Source organism: Chryseobacterium sp. POE27 (assembly GCF_039727685.1).
In the GTDB taxonomy this organism is placed as follows: Bacteria; Bacteroidota; Bacteroidia; order Flavobacteriales; family Weeksellaceae; genus Chryseobacterium.
On record NZ_CP152475.1, the window covers coordinates 1,330,684 to 1,354,353 of the forward strand.

25 protein-coding genes and 1 pseudogene are annotated in these 23,670 nt (G+C 35.4%); 2 read left to right on the plus strand and 24 right to left on the minus strand.

Annotated elements, in window-relative coordinates; all coding sequences use genetic code 11:
* Positions 1–590: 590 nt before the first annotated feature.
* Positions 591–2,024, plus strand: coding sequence for an amidohydrolase family protein (locus AAHI02_RS06140; protein WP_346985924.1), 1,434 nt, complete (start codon positions 591–593; stop codon positions 2,022–2,024).
* A gap of 91 nt (positions 2,025–2,115) precedes the next feature.
* The gene (locus AAHI02_RS06145; RefSeq protein ID WP_346985925.1) at positions 2,116–2,250 is read left to right on the plus strand and encodes a hypothetical protein; all 135 of its coding nucleotides are present in this window, start codon (positions 2,116–2,118) and stop codon (positions 2,248–2,250) included.
* Positions 2,251–2,384: 134 nt separating this feature from the next.
* Here AAHI02_RS06145 and AAHI02_RS06150 read toward each other — a convergent pair whose 3' ends face one another.
* The 24 genes and pseudogenes from AAHI02_RS06150 to AAHI02_RS06265 all read right to left on the minus strand — a co-directional run bounded on the left by AAHI02_RS06150 (position 2,385) and on the right by AAHI02_RS06265 (position 23,399).
* Positions 2,385–3,152 carry a hypothetical protein gene (locus AAHI02_RS06150; protein WP_346985926.1) on the minus strand — a complete coding sequence of 256 codons (768 nt, stop codon included), beginning with the start codon at positions 3,150–3,152 and terminating at the stop codon, positions 2,385–2,387.
* A gap of 79 nt (positions 3,153–3,231) precedes the next feature.
* Complete coding sequence (locus AAHI02_RS06155) at positions 3,232–4,497, minus strand: hypothetical protein (RefSeq protein ID WP_346985927.1); 1,266 nt, start codon at positions 4,495–4,497, stop codon at positions 3,232–3,234.
* A gap of 5 nt (positions 4,498–4,502) precedes the next feature.
* Positions 4,503–5,213, minus strand: a complete 711-nt coding sequence (locus AAHI02_RS06160) for a hypothetical protein (RefSeq protein ID WP_346985928.1) — start codon at positions 5,211–5,213, stop codon at positions 4,503–4,505.
* Positions 5,203–6,078 carry a M23 family metallopeptidase gene (locus AAHI02_RS06165; RefSeq protein ID WP_346985929.1) on the minus strand — a complete coding sequence of 292 codons (876 nt, stop codon included), beginning with the start codon at positions 6,076–6,078 and terminating at the stop codon, positions 5,203–5,205. The genes AAHI02_RS06160 and AAHI02_RS06165 overlap by 11 nt, the downstream gene beginning before the upstream one ends.
* A gap of 1 nt (position 6,079) precedes the next feature.
* Complete coding sequence (locus tag AAHI02_RS06170) at positions 6,080–8,071, minus strand: type IV secretory system conjugative DNA transfer family protein (protein WP_346985930.1); 1,992 nt, start codon at positions 8,069–8,071, stop codon at positions 6,080–6,082.
* On the minus strand, positions 8,071–8,376 hold the full coding sequence (locus AAHI02_RS06175) for a hypothetical protein (protein WP_346985931.1): 306 nt from the start codon (positions 8,374–8,376) through the stop codon (positions 8,071–8,073). Before AAHI02_RS06175 ends, AAHI02_RS06170 begins: the two co-directional genes overlap by 1 nt.
* 4 nt (positions 8,377–8,380) lie before the next feature.
* The gene (locus AAHI02_RS06180) at positions 8,381–9,250 is read right to left on the minus strand and encodes a DUF4138 domain-containing protein (RefSeq protein ID WP_346985932.1); all 870 of its coding nucleotides are present in this window, start codon (positions 9,248–9,250) and stop codon (positions 8,381–8,383) included.
* A 4-nt stretch (positions 9,251–9,254) separates the two neighbouring features.
* Positions 9,255–10,277, minus strand: a complete 1,023-nt coding sequence (gene traM, locus AAHI02_RS06185; RefSeq protein WP_346985933.1) for a conjugative transposon protein TraM — start codon at positions 10,275–10,277, stop codon at positions 9,255–9,257.
* Entirely contained in the window at positions 10,249–10,470 is a 222-nt protein-coding gene (locus AAHI02_RS06190; RefSeq protein ID WP_346985934.1) for a hypothetical protein, read from the minus strand. The genes traM and AAHI02_RS06190 overlap by 29 nt, the downstream gene beginning before the upstream one ends.
* Complete coding sequence (locus AAHI02_RS06195; protein WP_346985935.1) at positions 10,460–10,813, minus strand: hypothetical protein; 354 nt, start codon at positions 10,811–10,813, stop codon at positions 10,460–10,462. The genes AAHI02_RS06190 and AAHI02_RS06195 overlap by 11 nt, the downstream gene beginning before the upstream one ends.
* A gap of 1 nt (position 10,814) precedes the next feature.
* On the minus strand, positions 10,815–11,429 hold the full coding sequence (gene traK / locus AAHI02_RS06200) for a conjugative transposon protein TraK (RefSeq protein ID WP_346985936.1): 615 nt from the start codon (positions 11,427–11,429) through the stop codon (positions 10,815–10,817).
* Positions 11,430–11,447: 18 nt separating this feature from the next.
* Entirely contained in the window at positions 11,448–12,680 is a 1,233-nt protein-coding gene (locus tag AAHI02_RS06205; RefSeq protein WP_346985937.1) for a hypothetical protein, read from the minus strand.
* A 2-nt stretch (positions 12,681–12,682) separates the two neighbouring features.
* Positions 12,683–13,513 carry a hypothetical protein gene (locus tag AAHI02_RS06210; protein WP_346985938.1) on the minus strand — a complete coding sequence of 277 codons (831 nt, stop codon included), beginning with the start codon at positions 13,511–13,513 and terminating at the stop codon, positions 12,683–12,685.
* A 5-nt stretch (positions 13,514–13,518) separates the two neighbouring features.
* Positions 13,519–14,184 carry a hypothetical protein gene (locus AAHI02_RS06215; protein ID WP_346985939.1) on the minus strand — a complete coding sequence of 222 codons (666 nt, stop codon included), beginning with the start codon at positions 14,182–14,184 and terminating at the stop codon, positions 13,519–13,521.
* Position 14,185: 1 nt separating this feature from the next.
* Positions 14,186–14,908, minus strand: a complete 723-nt coding sequence (locus AAHI02_RS06220) for a hypothetical protein (protein WP_346985940.1) — start codon at positions 14,906–14,908, stop codon at positions 14,186–14,188.
* A 674-nt stretch (positions 14,909–15,582) separates the two neighbouring features.
* Positions 15,583–18,630, minus strand: a pseudogene (locus AAHI02_RS06225) (TraG family conjugative transposon ATPase); the annotation flags it as partial.
* The gene (locus AAHI02_RS06230) at positions 18,602–18,916 is read right to left on the minus strand and encodes a DUF4133 domain-containing protein (RefSeq protein WP_346985941.1); all 315 of its coding nucleotides are present in this window, start codon (positions 18,914–18,916) and stop codon (positions 18,602–18,604) included. The pseudogene AAHI02_RS06225 and the gene AAHI02_RS06230, both read right to left, overlap by 29 nt.
* Position 18,917: 1 nt before the next feature.
* Positions 18,918–19,241 (minus strand): DUF4134 domain-containing protein, encoded by a 324-nt coding sequence (locus AAHI02_RS06235; RefSeq protein WP_346985942.1) that lies wholly within the window; start codon positions 19,239–19,241, stop codon positions 18,918–18,920.
* Positions 19,242–19,372: 131 nt separating this feature from the next.
* Complete coding sequence (locus AAHI02_RS06240) at positions 19,373–19,963, minus strand: hypothetical protein (RefSeq protein WP_346985943.1); 591 nt, start codon at positions 19,961–19,963, stop codon at positions 19,373–19,375.
* Between the two features lie 45 nt (positions 19,964–20,008).
* Positions 20,009–20,659: a ParA family protein gene (locus AAHI02_RS06245; protein ID WP_346985944.1), complete on the minus strand. Its 651-nt coding sequence runs from the start codon at positions 20,657–20,659 to the stop codon at positions 20,009–20,011.
* Positions 20,660–20,734: 75 nt separating this feature from the next.
* Positions 20,735–22,036: a relaxase/mobilization nuclease domain-containing protein gene (locus tag AAHI02_RS06250; protein ID WP_346985945.1), complete on the minus strand. Its 1,302-nt coding sequence runs from the start codon at positions 22,034–22,036 to the stop codon at positions 20,735–20,737.
* Positions 22,002–22,226, minus strand: a complete 225-nt coding sequence (locus AAHI02_RS06255; protein WP_346985946.1) for a hypothetical protein — start codon at positions 22,224–22,226, stop codon at positions 22,002–22,004. The genes AAHI02_RS06250 and AAHI02_RS06255 overlap by 35 nt, the downstream gene beginning before the upstream one ends.
* The gene (locus tag AAHI02_RS06260; protein ID WP_346985947.1) at positions 22,223–22,447 is read right to left on the minus strand and encodes a hypothetical protein; all 225 of its coding nucleotides are present in this window, start codon (positions 22,445–22,447) and stop codon (positions 22,223–22,225) included. The genes AAHI02_RS06255 and AAHI02_RS06260 overlap by 4 nt, the downstream gene beginning before the upstream one ends.
* Before the next feature lie 139 nt (positions 22,448–22,586).
* Positions 22,587–23,399, minus strand: a complete 813-nt coding sequence (locus AAHI02_RS06265) for a hypothetical protein (protein ID WP_346985948.1) — start codon at positions 23,397–23,399, stop codon at positions 22,587–22,589.
* Positions 23,400–23,670 lie beyond the last annotated feature (271 nt).

The window sequence follows — 23,670 nt, forward strand, 5'->3', positions numbered from 1 at the left end:
ATTTAACTTCTCCCTCATGTGGAAAACGTTCTCGTAGTTTTGAGAGAAAACAAAAGTGACCCAAGATGGATAGTCGTCAATACCAAAAGCAATAGAGAGGCTGCCAAACTATTTTTTTACTTTGAGATAGAAATATCCGAGTTGGAGGAATGCATAAAATTAAATACGAAAGTTGCGAAAATTGCCCTCAATCTGCAGGTTGCTAGTGGATGCGGACATTGACATCTTGGAAATTTATCTTACGCCCTGAATCTGACATATATCATATTTTGAATATATAATTCCGAGAATTTCAAATAGCGTATGAATTATATGTAATTTGATGAGGAAAAAATAAATACGCAACTTAATTGATACCATTGCAAGACTGCGCCCTAACCGTAATCATTAAGATTTCGATAATATGAAAAATATAATTTCTGGAATTTTATTAATACTAACAGACAGGAATGTTAGTTTTATCATGTACTACAAAAAAAAAATGTACATTTGACACTGATAATAAACATCTAGAATCTCAGTAAAACATGATTTCTATTTCATCTTTTATTCCTTTTTTAATAGGACAGTTTTTTTATTAAATCTCTTATATGACTACTAAAATATTAAACATTTCTTTTGTATTACTGGTTATAATTTTGAACGGATGCACAACATCTTCCGGCATACATAAAAATAAATTACAAAAAGACATTATTCTTTTTGTAATCAAAGATGTGAATATCATTCCGATGACTAAAGAGAATAAAATCATTGAAAACGCCACGGTTGTTATCAACGATTCCAAAATAGTGTCGATCAACGAGCGTATTCCGGATGGAGCAAAAATAATTGATGGAAAAGGAAAATGGCTGATTCCAGGGTTGATTGATATGCACGTTCATACCCCCACTGATAATAATTATAAATATGAGAAAAGCAGTCCTACTCAAGGAGCTAATGTTTTTATTGATACCCAGGATGTAATGTTACTATATATTGCCAATGGTGTGACAACAGTATTTGAGCTAAATGCCAGAGCCCCGCACTTTTCCCAAAGAAACGAAATAGCAAAAGGAATCGTTATAGGTCCCAGAATGGCTTTGGCAGCATTAATTGATGGTGGTGAAGGCAATGGAAGAATCGCTAATAATGCAAATGATGGACGTCAGGCAGTAAGAAGTGCAAAAGCAGAAGGGTACCGTTTTATAAAAGTTTACTCAGCTCTGAATATTGAAACTTTCAAAGCAATAGTTGATGAAGCACATAAACAGGGATTAAAGGTTTTAGGGCATATTCCTGATGCTTTTGCAGGTCATCTGGAAGAGGTTTTTATTCCGCATTTTGATATGGTTGCCCATACGGAAGAATATTCAAAGCAATCCCAAAACAAAACCACAGAAGATGCGAAATATTTCGCAAAATTGGCAAAAGATAATAATACCTGGCTTACCTCCTCATTAACCACAATGATCTGGATTGGAAAACAGCTGCGTTCAATTGATTATGTCCGTAATTCCCCAACATTAAAATATTTACATCCCCTTACCAGAGATAAATGGTTGACATCCAACAGTTATTTTGAAAGAACCAGCCCTGAATTCATTGCTCATATCGACACCTTTATTGATTTTCAAAAGAAAATGATCAAAGAATTTAATGATGCAGGAGTTCCAATTGTTGCAGGGACAGATGCCGGAATTCCTGGTGTTGTAGGAGGTTTTGCTCTTCAGGATGAACTAGGGTTGATGGTGGATGCGGGTATGACCAACGAGGAGGTTTTAATATCTGCAACCAGATTGCCAGCTGAATGGCTGGGTATTGATGACGAAGTAGGCACAGTCGAAAAAGGGAAATATGCCGATCTTATTTTACTGGATCAAAATCCTCTCGAAAATATCAAAAACACACAGACTATCAACGGCGTTTTTGTCAATGGAAAGTGGATTGATAAAAATAGGATAAAAAAACTACTATCCGAACTGGAGAGAAAAAATAGCAAGAATCAAGATAAATTCAAGTGGAAAGAAAGAATGAATTATTAAAAAACATTCGGCTTAGCAAATCTTGATCAAAGTATCCCTTTTACATCATTCTAATTAATAATCAAAAACAATTAAATCAGACAATGAAAATATGAGAAAAATAATAGTGGTTTTAATCGTGCTCTTTATTTCAGTTTCCAATCTTACAGCTCAAAATATCAAGACAGAATTAGATCAGTATTTTTCTGCATTAGCTGAGAATAAGCAATTCAACGGCAATGTTTAATTGCAGAAAATGGGAAATTCTTATACCAAAAATCTTTTGAGTATGCTGGTATTTGAACCGGAATTAAGGGTAACAAGTGTTCTATTATTTATTTGCTTATCAATTGAAGAAGCTTTAGGAATGAAGACGTATCCTTACTGTTTATGAAAAACAATAAGTTCCTTTTTATCTCCTTCAATTACAGAAATGTCATCAATTGTTTCATTAAAAAATTCTTGATCATTCACTTTTTTTCTATTTTTTACGAAGTGGTTAAATTCAAAAATTTCTTTAGCTTCACTGTCCCAATTTTTTCTAGGTATTAATTGAAGGGTTACAAAAATGTCATTTTTTTTGTTGTACGAATCAATCCTTTCAAGCCTGCCGTGATAGTCCTTTTCTGCGTGTTTATATAGAGAATACGGCAAGATGGTATCGGACGGATAAATGTAAAATCGGCTATAATTCCAAGGGGAATTGATCTCAAACCGTTTGTATTTTTTATTGAATAAAATGGTGTCTGATAGGCTTCTCCTGTTTCTATAGTTCGGAATCCATTCTTTTGAAAAAATCGCACCTTCTTTTTTATTCCAGATCAGTAAAGGCTTTTGTTTATTAAAAATATCGGAAAGGATAATGTTGCTGCTCTCTGTACCTAATGAATAGCAGAGTGAATCTTTAATATAATAAAGCTGCTTATTGATTTCGGGAAATGCAAGATCGGGAACTAATTCTAGTAGCTGATCTCCTGAATAATTCATCTTTGATAAATGGAAATTCTGCATTTTATTCAGTCCTTTTGATGCATCGTAGTAAACATTGGAGATAATGTCGATTCCGCCTTTCTCTGACTTAATTTCTTTGCGGCAGCAAATAAGGGCAAATGGCAAAACAAGAAAAGGAAGAATTATAAGTTTTTTCATTTTTGTAGATTTAAAAAAAGCGGCAGCCAAATTAATTTGACTTACCGGTGGGAAATAAATGATTGGTTGTAAGTATTATCTATCGTTTAATGCTTTGTTCCTTCACATTGTTTTTTTCGTGCTTGTTATCCTGTTCCAAACCTCCCAAAGGTTTATTGGTGTTGATTCTGTTCATATCGGAATCATAAAGATTCAGATTTTTGTATTGAGGATTCAGCACCGCTTTGCCTTCTATCACCTTATTATCCAATTCAAATTTCACTTTGACAATATTTCCTTTTTCCAAAGATTTTATGGTGTTTTCCTTCCATTCCGGCTTATCGAAGATCAGTTTGGATTTTTCTACGATCTGAGCCGTATCAACACCATAATTTTTGTAAAAATTCTGGAAATTATAATTTCCTTTTTCAGTTTTGGGTTCGTTAAAATTCAGTTTGGCAAATGCAGGTTCTATTTTTTCTGTTTTCGGGTTGTGAAATTCTATTTTTACCGTACGCCCTTCCAAAAGGTTGACTGCTTCTTTGGCAGTAAATGTATTTACCCTGTTAACAGGAAAATTGTGGGAGATAACGTCGCCATTTTCTTTAGTGAGTTTAGCATTATAAAAATTCATAAAGACACTTCCATTTTCTATCTTATTGAATTTTAACGTGAATTCCATTTCATTTCCAGGCATCGTTTTGTCGGAAGTGGTTTTAATTTCGAACTCTTTTTCGGGAGCATTAATCCCATTTTCTAAATCTTTGTGCAGTTGTTCTCCTTCTCCGAAACCAAGATATTTTAATTGAAATTTCGGATACTGAGCTGGATCATATTCATTTTGTGTTTCCATAATGTTTGGGTTTTGATTGTTAATAATTAATTTAAGTTCGTTTATTTCTCTGTCAATGAAAGCCATGCTATTCAAATCATCATTCTCTTGCTGTGCTTTAAACTCTTCTTCCTTTAAGTGTAATAAATGTTCTAATGCTTCAGTGGGCAGCTTTATCAATTCATCGTTATTATAACCCTCGATTGTATTTTCTATATGAGGATTATTGCTATGAAAAGCAGGTATTTTTTCAGAAATCAGTTTCTTAAGCTCATTAAAATAAATTGCATTTTGTTCTTTACTCATAGGGCTTTGTGTGAATTTTTCTTGTTCAGCATGAGATGAGATTAATTTGATTTTAGAAGATTTATGATCAAAAATTTTCATAAAATTCTTTTCTTTCTCTGTAAAAATTCTTTCACCATCTTGGAAAAAATTTTCAGATGAAGTATTTTTTATTTCGAATACAAAATCCTTATAAGCCTTCGTTCTCGGAACTATATTCTTATCAAACCAGGTTAGATTATCTTCCATTTTATTTACCTTCTAAACTTTCTTGATTTCTCCAGTTCTTCGTCATGCTCCTGCTCATCATCTCTTCTTTGATTGGCATCCTGATAAACATCCGGATCGTTCACATGCAGCTGAATGTCGGAATCATCTGCTTTGGAGATTTGTTTTTGGCTTGTAGCGATGCTGTTCACGGAATTGATCTCTCTGGAAACGATGCTGAGATCATTCGTAATCCCCTTGGCTATTTCAGGATACTGGTCTATCTTTTCCAAAAGATAACTTTTCAGTTTCAGCAATTCATTTTTATAACGATTCAGTTCTTCTGTATCCTTTTTATCAGCAATGATGGCAGTAAGCTCCTTAGCGTTTTTGATGAAGTCAAACTCAACAACTTTGCTGGTTTCTTTGTCAAAAATGAAAGCTTTTTTTTCAAGCGCAGAAGACTCCGGCGACAGCTTGTTAGAGACCTTTTGAATATCGGTATATTCAACTCTGTTCTTACTGTTTTTAAGTATTTCTGGTAGGTTTTTGTCTCGTTCTAAAAAGATGACCTTCAGTTGGGTATTATTATCCGTAAGCTGAAAAGTTGCCCTGTTTTTGTCGTTGTCCGCGACAATGGTGTATCCCTTCAAAAATTTCTGAATATCATCCGTATTCAGCTTTTTAGAGAATGACATATCTTCATTGATAATTCCGTATTTTTTTAGTTCGTCTGTTGGTAAAGTATTAGTGTTCATAATGGTTTGCTATTAAATTGTTTACTTTTATGAGGTCGTTTAAAAAATGAGAAGGATTGATGCTTTGTCCGAATTCTTTCACCGAAAAATGCAGATGTGGGCCTGTAGAGTTTCCTGAGTTTCCACTTTTCCCAATGATAAAGCCCGCTTTTACTTGTTCTCCTGCCCGATAATATATTTCTGAGAGATGCAGGTACGAGGTTTCGAAACGGTCAAAATGTTTCACTTTTATAAAATTTCCACCGCCTTTAGAATCCCAGCCTGTTGCAGTAACAATTCCGTCCAAAACGGTATACACATTTTCGAAGCGGGCTTTTAGATCGATACCATTGTGTGTGTTTTTTGTTCCGAAAATAGGATGCGTTCTTGTTCCGTAGGAGGATGTAATTGTAATTTTGTTCTTAAGTGGCATTACAATTTTTGAAAAAAAATCTTTCGGTTCATCAACAAAATCATACGTTGCAGAATTTTTTTGTTTTTTTGATGTTCGCTTTGTTTCTCCTACTATATTGTGTGCTTGCAGCATCAAAGAATCTTTCAGTTTTTCAAACTCATTTTTTTGCACTTCTTTTATACTGCTATATTCTTTGATCAGCATTTTCAAAGAATCTATTTGACTCGTTAACCACTTCGTCGAACCTTCGGTTTCATTTTTTAAATCTGATCTTGTGGTGATATTTAAAACCTCTTTCCACGATTTTTTATTCCTTTTTTGGTTTAGCGGTTCTTCGATATTAGATTTTTCTGATACATTCGGATTTTCAGATTTCTTTTGTATTGTTGCTGTAATCGTATTGAATTGCGCAAATGATAAGCAACTGCAGGACAATGCCATTAAAGTAAATGTGTATTTTAGTTTTTTCATTTTATGCAGCTTTTATATTTTCATTTACAATGAGTTCTACTTCTTTGTTGATTTTTCTAAAATTGGTCATCAAAACCTCTTCTTTGCGGTTATTTCCTTTTTTATCTACAAAAGAGTAATAAGAAGGTATTTTCACATAGTTGCTTTCTTCCTCTTGAATGGCTTTCATATCCAAATTTATTTTACCGTTCACTGCGGACGTTTTATATTCCTCAACATCGTTTTCTTCACCTTGTGCAATCATTCCCACCATTTCTCCGGTTTTCAAAGCCGCAATTTTTCCGGCAGGAATCATATTATCCATTTTTTCATTGATACTGGTGGTCGTCCCTTGTTGTGAGATGGATTGTGAGTATGACTTCTGTTTGATTTTTCCGAATAGTTTCTCCAACCAATCCAATGTATTTTTGTCTCTGGCAGAACCGGAAAGAATATTTCCAACAATTGCAGAAATCGTATCGGCAACTTCTTTTTTATAGAATTGGCGGAGCTGCGGAATTTCTTGTAATCCAAGCATTACAGCGACTTTATTGCTTCTTGCAGTCGCTACGATGTTGTCAATTTTGTGGATATAAATCGTCGGAAATTCGTCTGCGATAATTCCTCCCGGTAAATTGTGTTTGGAATTGATTAGTCTCAACGTCCTGTTTAATACTGAAGAATACAACGCAGAATTAATATCCTGCGTTCCCGGATCTGATGCCAGAATAATAATGGACGGATTATCTCTGGCAGTTATCTTCAATTCCACTTCATCGCCTGAAAACACCCAGAAACTTTCTTTAGTCGCCAATCTAGAAAGGAAAATTTTGAGTGTTCCGACTTGTCCTTCCAATTGGTCAAAAGCTTTGTTGTCATACGCGGTTTTGAAAGGTGAAAGCAAAGAGAAAATTTCCTCATTCGTAAAAAGTGTGTCGAAAATCTCTTTATAACTTCGGTTCATAAAAGAAAGAATATGCGGCAGATCCGAATATTTTCCATTTTCGAATGTTGCAAAAAAATAAATGCAGGATGAAAGGAAATTAATAGCAGATTGGGTAAAGAAAGCTTCAGAACCACCTCCCGAACTCGAACCTCCTTTTTGTAAAGATGACACCATTGATTCTGCCATTTCCTGTGCTTCTGCTAAAGTTTGAATGTACTTTTTATGAAACGGATTTACTCGTTTTGATTTTTCAACTTCATTGAGATTGATGACGTGGAAATTGTAATTATAATGAGATTCTTTGCTTTTTTTCAACAAATAATGGTAGTAAGCAATCTGTGCTAAATCGGGGAACTTAAAATCGTAGATGCAGAGACAGAAACCTTTGGCAATCATCTGTCTTATAGCAGGATTGATGACTCCGAAAGATTTTCCGCTTCCCGGTGTTCCAATGACCATCGTTCCCCGAAAAGGATTGATGTTCATCCAGCCCTTATTGCTTTTATTTTTATAACGGAACAAGTATGGAATATTGATTGTGACGTCCGACGTTACCAGTTCCTGATTTTGGTCGAAAGATTCTTCCTCTACATTCCATCGGTCTTTTCCCATTTTTTGCTGCATCAGTTTTGAAATACTGTCTGCACCCATTTGAAGAATAACGGCTCCTAAAAAAGAAAGAACAGCATAAATTACCTGATAGAGATTAAATCCGGGAAATACTTTTGGAAGCTTCGCATTTCCTGCCTCATTTTGACATAGCAGCGAAGAGAAAATCATCAGCAATCCCAAAATCATAGGAACGACAATTTCCTTAGCAACATTGAGGTCTTTCTTTTTCTTGGCTTTTGTACCAATCGCAACTAATCCTATCAATATCACGGTTGCAAACTTGGCATTGATGGGTGGGTAAATAAAACTCAGCTTTGAAAAAATTTTCAAGAAGTTCGATACTACCCGAACATCAGCATTATGGTAAAAAAGCGAAGCACAATCTAATGCAACGACCGCATAAACTGCCTTTTGCAGAAAGCCATAAATTTTTATTTGATGTTGTTGTTCTTGCATTATTTTAATTTTGTGAAATACGAACTATATGTTCTTTTGATGATTTTTTTTAAATTTTCCCAACATTTAGCATTGTGCATTATTTGTTTACCCATATTTTTAAAATCTTCCTCCTTTTTTGTCAATTCAATATGGTAGTTTTGTAATTCTTCGAGCTTTTCAGCTAATTCCATTTTTTTTCTTGCAGGGTCTCCATATACTTTATTGATCTTTTTTTTAGCGTGATATATCTCACGCATACAAATCAAAAAGAAGAATATAGATAAGCAAAGCAGGATTGTAATAATTAATACACTTGTATCCATTATTTCAAAATGTATCAGCTTGTAGAATTTCAGAATAGTTGACCTTCATTTCTATGGTTCTTCCAGAAAGCTGTTCTTCTATTAATCGTATCATCATCACTTTACTGTTTGGGTAAGTGAATTTTTTAAAAACATAAATATTTCTGAAATTTTTTCTGAAGTGTTTTTGAGGATTGAGTTGTAAAATGGGCGTTAGATCTACACTCTGGTTATTGGTCGCTTTATGGATTTTTTTGTCTTCTAAGGAGAATTTCAGATCCTCAATATCGTAACTCAGATTAGAATTATTTTTGATGGTCATATCTAAAAAGATGTAATCACTGATCACATAAACATTATTGAGCTGAAAGCTGAGTTTTAGATTTTTCTCTTCCCTTATTGGATTATTCTCAGATTTTTTCTGAATAATATCCATCGCAAATTTTCTCAACTCAAGATTTGAAAAAACCATTTTTTCAAACTCTACAGGTTGCATCGCTTCGGGTTGAATATGGATATTGGTAATAGTATTGAGGTTGTCCTGGTTTCTGTAAACAACTTTGTACTGTGCGATGAAAGACTGCGCAACCACGGTTATAATACCTATATTATTTCCATTAAAAAAAACGGAAGGTATTTTGATTTTTCCTTTCTCATCAGAATCAGGATGGTCTGTGATTTTTATTCTGGCAATATTGGTAGTGGGCAGATCTCCCGTTAGCAGTTCGGTTGACAGATCCACATACTGGATCGGTTCCGGCGAAATAATATGCAGGTTGATCCCTTCAGTAATTTCAATCTCCGGTAAATCGGAAATAATCTGTTCTTTGGTTGCAGTTTGAGCCGTCAAAAATTGAGCTGTGAATATTAAAAGGGTGTATAATAACGTTTTCATTGTTTTATTTTTTTTGTTGGTTTTGTAAATCTTTCAGTTGCTTTTCGTCGATGAGAAAGACATAAGAATTGTACTTTAATTTTGCTTTGTTCTCTTTGATCAGGTTCGCAATAGATTTGGATGTTGATGTAAACAGGCTGGATCCAATGCTTGAGAAGAATCCTTTTCCGCCCATATCCATCTGTGTGCCTTGTACAGAGTTACTTCCCATTTCCCTCATCATATCTCGGAAAACACTTTGCGGAACGTACAATCCCTTCATCCCGTCAACATCATAAATGGAAAGATTGACAGGATAGATTTCTCCTTTGGTAAAGACGGACACAATGTTGAGATTGACCCGTTGCATTGAAAATCCTGAGATCTGCCCATACAATATCGAACCCTTTCCTATTTTTTTGTTTCCGACAAAGATGTCTTCCAACAATCGAAATCTGATCCTGCTTCCTAAAAAACCTTTGTTGTTTTCATCAATCACTGCTTTGATAAAACTGTTCTCTTTTTCTTTATAGAAAGCATTGAATTCTCTGTTGATCCAGGATTTACTGACATTAAAAGTCGAATTGAGAAAATCTTCCATCTTATCCTTATTTGATTTCAGTCTCTGTTCTGCTGCCAATTTATTTTGATACTCAGGATCACGGGATTTTTCTAAAGAATCCATCACGAGCATTTGTTCTTTTAGATATTTTACAGGATCCGGTTGAACATTTTGTGTCTTTTCTTTAGGTGTATCAGTGTATTTATCTTCCTGGTTTCCGTAGGATTTGTCATTCAGCATTTTGATGATTTCCGAAGACCTGTTGTAATCTTTATCGTCCCTTTGGGTTTGATTTGGCTTGTAATAGGAGGATTGATTTCCTTTTGCCTGGTATCCGTTTTGTCTGCTATTGACTGCTTTTAGTGAATCTATTTTTCTTTTTTGCGCTAATGTCAATTGGTCATCATAGTTCAATAAACTATCTTCTTCTTTGTCCAATCCACCAAGCATCGTTCTTTTATCCTCTTTTTTTGAAAAACGCATCATACGCATCATTTTTGGTCATAATGGAATCCTGCGTATCGCCCAATGAAATAGACAATTCTTTTGGTTTATCTTTTTCAGAGGTATCCTCTTTGACAAACTGCGCTCCTACATAGCCGAAAAGAAAAAGAAATGGTAAAGCCAAAAGCGGCAAAACATATTTTTTTTCTTTAAAATTTATTTTTTTAATGTCCATTTTTTAGTTTTTGGTATTGGTTAAACAAGTAGTCAATTCGTAAGCTGTCTTCTTTTTCAAGAGCATTTTGGTCTCTTTTTACTTTTAAAGTTTTCAGTTCGTTCACAATCTTCTCCATCTCTTTTTCATTATTTAAGGATGGATTTTGACTCATCTTACTTTTTGAATAGAGGACCGGAGGTCTTATTTTAAAAGCCGTTTCGGAAGGGAAAAAGACACCTTGAATGAGAGACCCAATAAATGAAACCGACAGTAGAATCATTGAATACGTGAAGAATTTCTTTGGATTTTGAACTGCCCACTGCAGCCATTTCTGACCCTTTTGTTTTAATGTCGTATTCATTTTAGTAAGAGTTTTTGTTTTGATTGGATAGTTCTTCGTTATTGATGATCCGCCAGTTTTTAAGAATCACGCCGTGAGGATTATTAGGGCTCCGAATGATGTCTTCAAAGAAACCTTCGGTTATGAGCATTCTTGTAATGACAGAAGATTTTCTTGTGATCATCTGTTTTCCGAAAAAGCTAAATTTCTTCTGTTCCATATTGAGTGCAATAGAATCGGTATGGATACTGACCATCGAACTGGACGCGATGATCTGATTGTAAAAACCTTTTTCCTTTAAGTTGGTATATTCTTTTTTCCCGCTGTCATCAATGAGATACAATGACTTTTGAATATTATCCTTGATATAGGTATCATCTGGTGCAAGAGTGAAAAACAATCGGTGGAAAAGTTCAATTTGCGCTTTGTACTCAACGGGTCGGTTCAGAAGGACATCTGTCTGCTTTGCCAGGACCGGAACCCCATTGTCTAAAATGTAAATTGATTTTCTGGAATCCTCGATCATTCTGTACGCAAAGAAAAATCCGGCAATGACAATGAAAACGGCAAAAACAATGGTTGAGATTGAAACAACCTTGTTGATTTTAATTCTTTGTTCTATATTTTTAATGAGCATTTGTGGTAATTTTTGAGATTATTTTCCGTTTTTCATCGCTTCCTTAACTCTTCCCGAAGCGGAACCTGCTGCTGCACTTGCTGCTACTGAAGCACCTCCTGTTTTGGCAGCCAAGATTGCTGTTTTTGCACTGCTTGCCATTTTTCCGGCAGCGCTTTTCATTTTCGTCATCGCTCCCGCTCCTCCTGCTGAAACAATACTGTCTGCAATAGTTGGAGTCATTAAAACCCCGATTCCCGTAACAACATAGGCAACACAGGTAAAGAGCTGATTGTAGATCATTCCCGAATTTGAAACGTACACCATCAAAGCGTCTAAGTTGGTAATGGTTCCGTTGGACAATAAGGTATCATACCTTTCGATCTCCATTGTATAACCGGAAGCGATCAATTGCTGACCGATGTTGATGATCGTGTAGGCAACAAAAGTGTACAGATTAATATTGATGAATTTTGAGACCCAACTGTATAATGAATTTTCAAATCCGGGAATAAGAGCCATTCCAACAGCTATCGGTCCTAAAATAATTAAAATGTAAGACCATATTTTTTGAATGAAGAAAATGAGATAGACACAAATCCGGAGGATAGAAAGGCAACAAAACTCAATAAGTTCTGCGACTAATTTTTGCATTTGGAACTCCATTCTTATCGACCATTCCTTGATGGGCTGAATCAGTTTATCCAATCCTTCGCTGATGTCATACCACGAATCATCGGCATCTTCAGTGGTATTTTCAATGACTTCCTGCTTCGCATCCTCTTCCGCCTTTAATTTGATGACAGCATCTAATAATTGCTGCTGCTTCTTAAATCTCTCGACCCTTAAGTCGTTAACTTCTGATTCTATCTCGCTGAAAATTGAGATTCCGGGTTCGGCAATGGCCTCAAATGGCGCTTGAATCATACTGACAAATCCGCTCCAGTAAACAAGGGTAAATCCTATAAGAATTGGTTTCAGCATTGGGGTGATTTCCCATTCCCTGTCTCCGGCTGCCATTTGCCAACCCATATATCCGAGGTACATCAGTGCGCCTAGACCTCCAATTGCTTTTCCTACCAGAGCAGAACCGGCGGCGCTGTCTTGCACACTATTGTCCAGTTTTGTGAAAACTTCCATAAACCATTTCTCAAAAGCACCGTCACCTTTTAAAAATTGAAGTAGATTACTGTAATCGCCATCTGTTTGAGCAAAGCCAATAATTGGCAGTAATATTGTCAAAAGGCAAAATAATAAGGTTGTTTTATTCATTTTTAATATCGGTGTTTGTAATGATTCATCATATTTTGAACAATTTGCTGGTCTGATGCCGGTATCCACGCAGGTGGCAAGGCATAATTTGAATGGTTCTTTAAAATGTTTTTATAATCTGTAAGAAGTGTTGTCTTGTTATTGTGCTTCCTTAATTCCCGTACAAATTTTCTCCACTTGATAAGGGTTTCGTGATACATAATGAATCGTTTTCCTCTCGGCATATCCATACTTCTGGACATTGAATATTTTTCCTTGATCAGATCCAATTCTTCCTGAAGTCTTTTTATGGTGCCTGTTGTGCTGAGTGTTTCAAAGGTTTGCTGGTCTTTCAGTCGCCATTCGATAAAGTTTTGAGGGGTATCAGGAAATTCAGTAATGGGTTTTAGCATTCGTTTGTAATACAATAACCAGAGAGGATCGGCATCGACAGTAGCGGACGTCCAATGGGCAAAATCCTGAACGCTTCTTTTATGAATGGTATCTGAAGCTGCCTTTATTTTTTTTGCTTCTTCCTCCTGAAATTTTAACTGGGCAAATCTTTGATTTTGCACCCCTGTAGGTTTTAATGGTCGAATGTCTTCCCCATCTTTATAATCCCTGTTGATTTTTGGAGCCCAGATTCCCCAAACTGTTGCATAGGCAAAATTTGTTTGAATGCCTAAAAAATATTTTGGATAAGGTCTCCAATCTCCCCAATCTTGAAAGACCATTCTTTTATGCTGGGCAACAATGGAAGGGTCATTCAATCTCTTTACACTCAATTGCCCAAACACAGTGACTGCAATCAAGAGGAACTGAAATAGGCTGATTTTTTTTAGTAGATTTTCCATAATTTTTAATTAAAGATGTGATTGTATTTAGTCATGATGTCGCCAACAATGGCTTTGTCGATATTGATGTAATTGCGGAGGACCGGAACCTGATACAGATAAGGGATCTTCTTCGCATTCTCTAACCGTAAATTGATGTACAGAATATTTCCGTTGATATTTCTGACTCTTGTAAATATCTTTTCAATCAGCATTTCCCTATCCATAGCATCCATCAAAAAATCCTTGTTTTCATTCAGGATATCCTGAGTAACTTCCTGCTGAAGTTTCAAAGTCTGCTTGCCTATTTCTACATAGTATTTTGAAATGAGTACAGAAAATTCTGGATGTTGTGCAGATAGATCCAGCATTTTGTTGGAGTTCGTCACGATTTTACCGAGATATTGATAGAGGTAGATTAGTTTTTTACTCTGGGTAAGCGCCGAATTGACATTTTTCAGTTGTTGATAGATGTACTCCTGAATCGCAATGATCTGCGTGATTTTATTGTTGATATCATCATACAATTCTTTTTGCTTTTCATATGAATCCAGAAAAGTTTGCTCACTTCCTAATCGAACGCCGTGGTTGACAGTGATCTGTGAAAGTAGTTTATCGTTAATCACTATTTGCTGGCTTTTTACAGATGCAACAGAGAAGAATAAAACTCCGGAAAAAAATATTTTTTTCATTTTAGAAAGATTTGATGTGATCCATGATGCTTTCCACAACTTGTTTATCCCTATTGACATAATATTGAAAGGCTCTTTTATTACGTTTTACTTTAGCTTTAATATCTCGTATCTTCAAAAGCATATGCGTGGAATTCCTGCTGATTGATTTAACTTCGCCTAAAGCATAGTCCAATAGTACTTTACGTTCTGATTTTTCCATTTGGTTAATGGCTCCGTAAGACAAAATGATCCCGGTTACCAGACGTGTTACCATTTGCAGATCATCAACAAACTGAACCTGAGAAGGCAAAACGGCTATGATTGAATAAGGCGCATCACTTATTTCATTGATAATGGCAGTTTGATTGTTTGTTATTTTTGTTATTTCCCTGCTCATTGCTATTCCGGTCGGTATGGCTTGAATGGCAAATAAAACAATTCGCAATCTGTCCTGAATTTTGGTAATCTTTTCCTTAAATTGGTTCCATTGGGTTCTATTGGCGGTTTCTACAGTAGTATTTGCGATTTGTTTTTGTCGCATTTCTTTTTGCCGGTCATGTTCTTTCATCGTGGCATTAATTTCCAGATCCATCATCGGAAATGAAACATTTTCCTGTTGCCAGGCAGGGGTAGAACCACCACCGGAAGATGTCAATACGAAATAAACTACAGGAATAAGCAAACTGACAACAATTTTCTTTCTGCCTCCGTAAAGTCGTCGAATCTCATTTTTCGATTTCATAATAGAAAGATTTAAAAATTCCGTTTATACCGGTTCATTATATTTTCAACAATAGCTTTGTCTGTATTGATATATCCGGCAAATGGATTAATTGAATTCCAGAATCCTAATCGGTTTGCTTTTTCCAGTCTTAATTTTATAGCCAAAAGCCACAATTTCAGATTTTTGACATTACCCGAAATATTATGAAGAATTTTGTAGCGGTCTCCCGCTGTTGCAAGATTCAGCTCTCCGGATGCGAGAATATCAGAAACATCGGTTACAATCTTTAGACTTTGCTCGTAGGTTTTTTGGGATGCTTTTACTCCAAAAATGGCATATTCAGGATGTTCTGCTGCTAGTTGTACAACCTGCGATGAATAATTGTAACATTTATTGAGTTCAGAGTAGATTTCCTGTGCCTGAATTCCGTTTTGTAATGTGCCGGAAACTTCTTTCAAGCCTTTCAAAATTTTATTCTGAATGTCATTAGCTGTAACCATCTGTGTTCCTACCCAGGTTTGCGCATCTTTTAACTTTGAAGTTTCCTCGATCACTTCGTTTTGTTTGGCTTTCAGATTTTCCGAATACAGGATCATTGCCGCCGTTACAGTAGGATCGATGTAGGTATTTTGAGCATATAAAAAACTACCGAATCCTATAAATAGTAGACTAAACTTTTTCATACTGATATTTTTGGTGATTAGTTCTGAAAAACTTATTTGATGTTCTTCGAGCTTTTGTGTAATGACTTTGAAAATATTTTTCCCTTTGTGTATTTTCTTCATCGTGTTGTAATAGGCAACGATTTTTTGGTCTAAAGGATTTTCATACAGGTTGACCAGTGAAACAAGATTTTCAAGGCTGTCTCCAAAAATTTTTAAATCGGAAACAATGTTGATGAGTGCTTCATCATAATTGCCATACTTTTGCACATAATACTCTACAGCAGATTTCTCAGGTTTCTCCGTCGTGTAGGTCAGGTACTGCTCTATTGATACTTCGTTTCCATATACCTCTCCTTTTGAACCTCGTTTCAAGTAGAATTCTTTGAATCTGCTTCTCCCGAATTTGTTGTTGAGATTGTTGATGGTAAAAATCTTGTTTTGCTCTACTTTATTGAGTGAAAGCAATGATGCTATTTTGTCAAAATTATCTTTGAACTTTGTTTGGTCAAGCAAAATAAATGTATCCGAGTTGTTGATGATACTGTCTTTTACCACTGCATTACCAATAATATCATCGAGCTCCTGCGTAACCACCACTGCTTCTCCCCAAAATTTTCTCACCGTTTTATATAAATAAAGGATGTATCCTCCCATCAGTTTACTCGCAATAGCCTTCCAGGCTTCCTCGATAATCAGGGCTTTTCTGCGGTCTTTTCTAAGGCGCATTTTCTGAATAAAGGTGTCCATGATAATGAGCGTTACTATCGGAAATAGTTTGGGATTATCCTTTACATTGTCAATTTCAAAAACGATGAAAGATTCGTCAAACAGCGTATTGTCTGCACTTTCGTTCAGCGTCGTTCCGTACCTACCGCCTTTGTAAAAGTCTTTCAGCACAAATAAAAAGGTGCGCAGATTAAACTCTTTTTCTATGATAGTGTGTTTCTTATTATTCAGGTAAATAGGAAGAAATTGATCACAATAATCATAAAATCCATTGAACGAAAGCTCTGTTACGATCAGTTTTTCTTCCAGTTCTTTTATTTTCCTAATAATGGCTTTTCTAAAGGATTCATTCCATTCTTCAGCTGATCTGGGTTGCCTGATGATGTCATTTGATTTTATGAGAATCAACTGTGTTTCATTGTAAATCTTCCTTCTTTCTTCATCGTTCAGCGTGTCATACGCTTCATACACTTTATAGAAATTTTCGCTTTCGTATTCAGGATTATTAATGTTCTTGTCGGGATGATAAAATTTCAGAAGTTTCCTTCCCGCTTCTTTTATTTCATCGGAACTGGCATTAAAAGTAATTCCCAAAATGTCATAGTAAGTTTGCTGTTCTTTAGCTTTGTTTTCATATTCAGAAAAAAGATCATCTTCGTGAATGTTATATTTACTCAGATAGAGAATGAGTTCTTCAGAAGTTTTATTTTCATACCACTGTGTTCCTGAGTTGAAATACTGATGGTAGTACGACATCAACACATTGTCTAAAATGGATTTTTGAGCCGATGACATTGCAGCATCGGGGCCTTGCCAGATAAGGAAGATCAGGTTGGTCAAAAATTCGATTTTTTCGATATTAAATTCTTTCTTATCCATCAGAAAAGGATTCATAGTAATCGGTTTTTCTTCGGTGTACTGAATGTATCTTCCTCCTTTGTATTTACATGTTCCTGAATAAGAATCTCCCGTATCAACAATGACGACATCATAATTGTAAGTCAAATACTGCTCGATAATATTGTTCATCAAGAATGACTTTCCGGAACCTGACGGTCCTAATACAAACTTGTTCCTGTTATTGATTCTTCCTGTTTTCATCGGTAAATCCGAAGGGTCAACCTTTAGCGGAACGCCTTGTCTATCGGTAAATCTCAGGTAGAAATTGGATTCTTCATTGACGGGGTAACTTTCTTTAAAAAAAAAACACAAGGCCGCTTCGCTTGTCGTCATAAATAGATCGTATTCCTTGAGTTCTGTTCCGTTGCCCGGAATTGCCGACCGCCAAAGTTCGAGTTGGTTGTAGGCATTTTTAGAAACAATGATGCCTTTTGTAAATAGCTTATTTTCTATCATCGACTGAATGTTTTCCATTTTCTCCAGTGTTTCTGCTGAAAAAAGGATGGAAAAATGGGCATTCACAACGAGTTGTCCATCAGTCGCTATATTGTGAAGTAGGGTCTGAATCTCCTCTGCTATAATGGCATTAGATGGCGAGTTTTTGGCTGCGCCTTCGTGCTTTTTCTTCTTTTTATCAAGCTCCCTTTGCTGTTGTGCCTGAAGTGGAATGGTAATGATCTGATTGTAGACAATCGTTTCGTAGTCTTCTAATTCATTGATAAAACTAAAATTATCGACCGCTGTTTCGGCAGCTGCACCATTTCCTCCAAGAATAGAATAAGGTTCGATTTCCGAAGGCAGATCAATATTTTCTACATCCACGTAAGAGATGTTTTTCACAAACCTGTTTCCGATTTGTAAAAATTCGTTTGTGCTTTTGATATTATCAAATGTTGGAGATTCGTTAAACTGCATGGACAAAACACCGGAAATATAATATTCAAAATCTTTCTCAAATAAAAACTCAGGTTCACAATTGTTCTGTTTCAAAAGCATCAATACTTTCTGACACTTATCTCGTAGTTCTTTATAGCTTTTATCCGAAAAATGATAATGCTTCATTCTCTTTTTCAGTTTGTCATCGACGATATCAGTAAAGAGAAGTACGGTCTCAATAGTTTTGAAAAGTCTGCCGTCAAAATGTTCTGAATATTTTTGTTGTAAAAATTGGTTGGATTGTTCAGCCGTGTATTTATTCCTAGAAAAAATATCGAGCTTCTGAACGACTCTTCCTTCTCCAATGATCGAAACCGCCTGATTTAAGACCGTGTGGAAATTGAGATAGGAATCCGGGTCTGCCGAATACTGCTCGACAATATTTTTTATCTTGATTCCAATGATAGGATTCCCGTACTGTCCGAAAAGTACATCAAAATCCCAATAGAAATCCTTTCCATGGTCATATCCGATAAAAGGAATGCTAAATGCTTGTTTTTTTGTTGCTGCCATTTTTTAGAACTTTATTGTTGTCTAATTTTTTTGGAAAAATCAAGATCTGATCGAAGTTTTTGGTTTTGTTATAAAGACCATACTTATCCTGTCTTCTGAAGATGAGATAAACTCCGCCTGCGGTGACTGCAAGACCAAGTAAAGAGCCTAAGAGACCGAACTTCGAGAGTACCAATGCTGAAATTACCCCGCCTCCGATGACACCGACTGCGTAAAAGATGTATTTTCCTTTGAGTCCGAAGAATACAAGGGGCTTTTTCAGCCCCTTGTAGAGATAGAATCCCATACTAGGCAAAGAATGCGGTTACGAATTCCGGAACTACAATCAGGAAGATCATTGCTCCTCCATATCCCAGAATCTCTTTGTTGACATCCTGGTCACCATTCGTCCATTTGTTATACACTCGAAGACCTCCGATGAAACCGACCAATCCTCCGACTGCTTTCAAGATCAGCTTTACCGGGTCCCAATAATCTGTAATATCACTTGCAGCATTCGAGATAGCGGTTGCACCACCCTGGCCAAATGTGGGAGTTATCGCCATAATTGCCAAGGCCAGGGTTAGAACTTTTTTTGTTGTCACATTTTTTGTGAAATAATTTTTCATCATAATTCAAAAAATTTATAAAGGGTTAATAATCAATTGAGTGTTAAATTTGGGCATAGGAATCCCGGACAACGGATGGGAATCCGCTGTTAAGTCTAATAATCAATACGTTAGATTTTGTTTAAGTTGGCTAACTACATCGTGGATTGATAAACTTTGTATCCATCGTAGTTCGCAACCATTTGAACCAAGGTTTCAGAAAGATTGAGCATCGCCTTCCAATCTTTTATTCTGGAAGTTTCTTTATCGATGTTGGAAGTAGCTTCCGAGCTTTCCGTTTCGTTAGGTTTCTCGATTTCTTTTTCATCTGATATTTTGTCTTCCTGGTCAAAAGACGCTTCGTTTGATTCATCTTTTTCAAGATGTGATTGGTTTTCAATTCCGGTAAAATCCTTTTTTAATGGATTTTCAAATTCTTCCAGATCTTGTTCAGATTCAAACAGTTCCCTCAAAAACTCCAGATCTTGTCGTTCTTCATTTCCTTCAGTGATATCAGAATAGATTACATTTTTATTAAAGGACTTGGGAGTGTTGAGATTTTCTACATCTTCAATCCCTATAGTTGCAGTAAGATCTTCGTACTGCTCGGAAATTTCGGACAAAGAAAATTCCTCCGTCTCTTCTTTGTAGATTTCTTTTTCTTTTTTCAGAAACAGATCGTATAAGATATTTCCGGCGTAATACGTCAGATAAACAGCCAAGATGCAAAGCGAGATTTTTATCATTTTTACTGAGGTTATAGAGATTAATACTTAGGTATATTTTTTATTTCAAAGGGTGATCTTCAATGTTTGATTAATATATTCTATCAATTCATCGAAAGATTTTCTTACCCCATATTTTTGTTCGTAGGTCAGCTTTCTGGTATCAATCTTCTGCAGGCAGTTTTTTTTGAATACAGGATTTTCCAGTAGCAATCCGAATTTTTTCAGCTCGATGTCCATTCCTTCCTGATTCAGATACTTGTAGCCTTTATCATATTTGGAACGGATAAATACTCTTTCAGCCTCACTTTCCAATAGTCCCAGCATATTGATAAAGACCAATGTGGACTTGACAGAAACATCTGAATACTCAAACGGGATCACGATAAAGTCACTGTAAATGAGCAGATCGCTGTATTTTGCATCCAGTGTTCCCGCCAAATCAAAGAGATTGATCTCATCGCTATCTTTTAAATTAATGAGGGTCTCAAAGTCTGAAAATGGCTGTTGGTCATCATCGCCAATAATTTCCACTTCATACAATTTCGGACTTTCAGATAATTCATCTTCTTTCCATTTGTAGTAAAATGATTTCTGATAATCAAAATCAAAAACATTGATTTTCCTTTCTGATAGTGCGGAAATGTAATTGGCAAAAGCGATGGCTAATGTCGTTTTTCCGGTTCCTCCTTTTTGTGCGGCAAACGTTATGATCATTGGGTTTAGTTGTTTTTTTTAGTTGACTGTTGTTGGACTGAAGAAGATTTTTCTATCAACCGACAACCATCAACTTTATCTTCTTTTTTTTCGTCTTTTTTTGAGTTTATTTTCGGCAGGGTCTTTTGCACTTCCGGAACTTTTCATCAATTCAAATAACAATTCGTTTACGGCTTTGCTTAATTCTGTTTTTTCTTTAATTTCATTATTTTCTACTCGGATTTCACTCGTTTGAATTGGGTTCAGAAATCTTTGATATTCCTTTTCTCCAATTAATGATTGAAGCTCTCCTATGTAATGGAACCGGGTATGGATCGCATATGTTTTTCCATCTTCACCCTTGGATATTGAAATATTTTTTTCATCATTTGTGTTTTTGTTATTTCTAATAAAATCCTTGACTTCAAACTGGACTTTTCGGTAGGTTTCCAAATCTTTCTTTCCCCTGTTTTCAAATAGCATAAAGTCCTTGATCTCCGTTTCCGGATTATTGTTCTTAAAAAATTCAAGCAGGATATTTTTTGTTTCTTGGTTACGAATATTATAATCCTTCAGTATTTCAAAAGTCTTCTTATCAAGCTTGTCAGAAGTAAATTCAAACACCTCATTCATTTTCAGTAGATCACTTCCTTTATATACTTTTTGTGTTTTATGGTCGATCACAGTGTAACCAAAAGGATGTTTATCTTCTTTATGATGAAAAACAATATCGATCCCGAAAACATCTTTCAACTTTTTTTGGAGCTCGCTTTCAAAGGCAATCATCATTTTTGAATCATTTCCTACGTCAATAATTTTCTCTTTTGGAAGCATTGCTTCATTTTTTCTATTATCCTCCACTTTAAAAACCTTATTGGAATACAATTCTTTGTATTTGCTTAATAGGGCTTTGATCTGCTTAGCCCTTTTATCATTTTTGCTGTTATCAAAAACAATCTGATCCCCTCTAATGGATTTTTGGTTTACTCCGTTTTTTAAAATGTTAAAAGAATTTTCATCACTTGCATTTTTGCCTATCTTGTAACCATTTCTGTTGAGTAAAGTTTCCAACTGATTAAGCGAACTTATTTTGTAGTTCAGCAGTTTTTCGAGTTCTTCTTCCGGTTTCTGACCATACAATTTTTCCATTGTAACGCTTAATACTTTTTGAGCTTTAAACTTTTCATAACTGTCATTGATCTTCATGCCTGTCTGTTTATCAACCCGGGTAGAAACAATATGGACGTGATTGTTATCTGTATCCTTATGAAAAACCACAATAAAAGGCTGTTCGGAATATTTCATTTCATCCATAAAATTCTCCGCGATCTTAGTAAGTTCTTCCTTAGAATGTCCTTGAAATTTAGTAGAGATCACCGCGTGAAATTGAGGCTTCAATACTTTTTTTATTCCCGATTGAAATAGCTCGTAAATAATTTTTAACTTCTTCCTTGCTGCTTGATTCCTCAATGAAGGAAGGAAAATTTTTCATCAGCATTAATTCTCCGGTTCCTTTGTCAATTTTCTTATCGTTATAATGAACTCCTGGAAAACTAGGACCTGCCGGATCCATAATCTTAACAATCATCTTGATAGCATTGTGTAGATTTTTGTAAACATTTCATTCTGTTCTTTTTTCAGAATTAGGATATCTGATAACTTATCCGAAAAATTTCTGAGTTCATTTTCACTGATAAATTTTTGACCATTTGCTATTTTTGCTACCTGATTGATATTGTTTTCAATCTTTCCGAAGATGTTATCCTGCTTTTCTATGAACGCTAATACTTTTCTTCTCTCGTTGTCCATAAACCTATTTTCAACAGAATTAACAATTAGACTTGTTAAAGAGATTTTTTTTCTGAACAGGCTTTTTTCCACTTTTCTTTTTGGATGATGGAAATCCTTATTTTAACATAATATTTCTTCTTGATATCCGTCTTATTTATCATTCAATTACATTCAGATAATTAATCGGAAAAGTGGTCATGCCCTTTATGGTACCGGTAAATTTTTCGATTTGATTTTTCCAAAGAAGTAGATTGAAATCAACGTTCGTTAATGAAATAATGCCCTGCTCTACTCCTGAACTAATTCCATTAGAGTTTCCACTTACTAAAATGTTGTTCAGTGAACCCACACTGCCATCCGACATAAATCCTAAATCCCGTAATGGTTTTGAAAGATTCAGTAATACGTAGTTTGAATTGATAGGTGTTGAACAAATTATACTAACATCTAAATAGCCAATCGTTCCTATTCGCCTCGCATCGATTTGCCCAGTTATTCCAAGACCTGATGTCCCTAATCTATATATTTTAGTTGATAATGTATGCTGACGAGGATTTGTAGGAAAGGGAAGGTATGTGTTCCACGAGGTTTGTTCAAAAATAGTATTTGCAGTAAGTGTTTCGTCCAATACGATGAGAGCATCGTAATAATTAGGCTCCTTAAACATCTGGCTCCAATAATGTCCATTGAAATAGTAGTAACCTTCTTCTACAATATGAATGACTTGACCCAAAAGATTTGATGCAGGTTGAGTCACGTAAACAATGGCACCTCTTTGCAATACTGAATAAGTTTTATTTGCAAGTTGATCACCTGTTATTCTTGGAGGCAATATTCCATCAAAGTGATTAGGCAAATCTGGTTTTCCGACAATATCCAAAGTTGCTGAAGGGGCTTGTGTGTTAACTCCAACCTGAGCTTTAATGTAGATTGCTAAAACAAATATTAAGATGCTAAATAATTTTTTCATTGTTTTCTGATTAATATTTCTTTTGCAAATCTGGAGCATAAAAATCTCTAAAACAATAGTTTTGATGGGAGTTGGGCTAATTAAGAATACTCTGGATGAGTCTAGAATCTATAAGGATTAAAAAATAATAAACTGGATTAGTTTGGAATATTAACTTAAATTTCACCCAACATAAAAAAACAAGTTCCGCCGTTTTTTCTCCTTTTTGCAGAAAAGGCAAGATCGTCTTTGTACTCGAAAATTTGCCAAAATTTGTGGGTACAAAGACACA

Coding starts and splice junctions, on each gene's coding strand:
- AAHI02_RS06140 (WP_346985924.1), top strand. CDS start 591: ATGACTACTAAAATATTAAACATTTCTTTTGTATTACTGGTTATAATT.
- AAHI02_RS06145 (WP_346985925.1), top strand. CDS start 2,116: ATGAGAAAAATAATAGTGGTTTTAATCGTGCTCTTTATTTCAGTTTCC.
- AAHI02_RS06150 (WP_346985926.1), bottom strand. CDS start 3,152: ATGAAAAAACTTATAATTCTTCCTTTTCTTGTTTTGCCATTTGCCCTT.
- AAHI02_RS06155 (WP_346985927.1), bottom strand. CDS start 4,497: ATGGAAGATAATCTAACCTGGTTTGATAAGAATATAGTTCCGAGAACG.
- AAHI02_RS06160 (WP_346985928.1), bottom strand. CDS start 5,213: ATGAACACTAATACTTTACCAACAGACGAACTAAAAAAATACGGAATT.
- AAHI02_RS06165 (WP_346985929.1), bottom strand. CDS start 6,078: ATGAAAAAACTAAAATACACATTTACTTTAATGGCATTGTCCTGCAGT.
- AAHI02_RS06170 (WP_346985930.1), bottom strand. CDS start 8,071: ATGCAAGAACAACAACATCAAATAAAAATTTATGGCTTTCTGCAAAAG.
- AAHI02_RS06175 (WP_346985931.1), bottom strand. CDS start 8,376: ATGGATACAAGTGTATTAATTATTACAATCCTGCTTTGCTTATCTATA.
- AAHI02_RS06180 (WP_346985932.1), bottom strand. CDS start 9,250: ATGAAAACGTTATTATACACCCTTTTAATATTCACAGCTCAATTTTTG.
- traM (WP_346985933.1), bottom strand. CDS start 10,277: ATGATGCGTTTTTCAAAAAAAGAGGATAAAAGAACGATGCTTGGTGGA.
- AAHI02_RS06190 (WP_346985934.1), bottom strand. CDS start 10,470: ATGGACATTAAAAAAATAAATTTTAAAGAAAAAAAATATGTTTTGCCG.
- AAHI02_RS06195 (WP_346985935.1), bottom strand. CDS start 10,813: ATGAATACGACATTAAAACAAAAGGGTCAGAAATGGCTGCAGTGGGCA.
- traK (WP_346985936.1), bottom strand. CDS start 11,429: ATGCTCATTAAAAATATAGAACAAAGAATTAAAATCAACAAGGTTGTT.
- AAHI02_RS06205 (WP_346985937.1), bottom strand. CDS start 12,680: ATGAATAAAACAACCTTATTATTTTGCCTTTTGACAATATTACTGCCA.
- AAHI02_RS06210 (WP_346985938.1), bottom strand. CDS start 13,513: ATGGAAAATCTACTAAAAAAAATCAGCCTATTTCAGTTCCTCTTGATT.
- AAHI02_RS06215 (WP_346985939.1), bottom strand. CDS start 14,184: ATGAAAAAAATATTTTTTTCCGGAGTTTTATTCTTCTCTGTTGCATCT.
- AAHI02_RS06220 (WP_346985940.1), bottom strand. CDS start 14,908: ATGAAATCGAAAAATGAGATTCGACGACTTTACGGAGGCAGAAAGAAA.
- AAHI02_RS06230 (WP_346985941.1), bottom strand. CDS start 18,916: ATGGGATTCTATCTCTACAAGGGGCTGAAAAAGCCCCTTGTATTCTTC.
- AAHI02_RS06235 (WP_346985942.1), bottom strand. CDS start 19,241: ATGATGAAAAATTATTTCACAAAAAATGTGACAACAAAAAAAGTTCTA.
- AAHI02_RS06240 (WP_346985943.1), bottom strand. CDS start 19,963: ATGATAAAAATCTCGCTTTGCATCTTGGCTGTTTATCTGACGTATTAC.
- AAHI02_RS06245 (WP_346985944.1), bottom strand. CDS start 20,659: ATGATCATAACGTTTGCCGCACAAAAAGGAGGAACCGGAAAAACGACA.
- AAHI02_RS06255 (WP_346985946.1), bottom strand. CDS start 22,226: ATGATTGTTAAGATTATGGATCCGGCAGGTCCTAGTTTTCCAGGAGTT.
- AAHI02_RS06260 (WP_346985947.1), bottom strand. CDS start 22,447: ATGGACAACGAGAGAAGAAAAGTATTAGCGTTCATAGAAAAGCAGGAT.
- AAHI02_RS06265 (WP_346985948.1), bottom strand. CDS start 23,399: ATGAAAAAATTATTTAGCATCTTAATATTTGTTTTAGCAATCTACATT.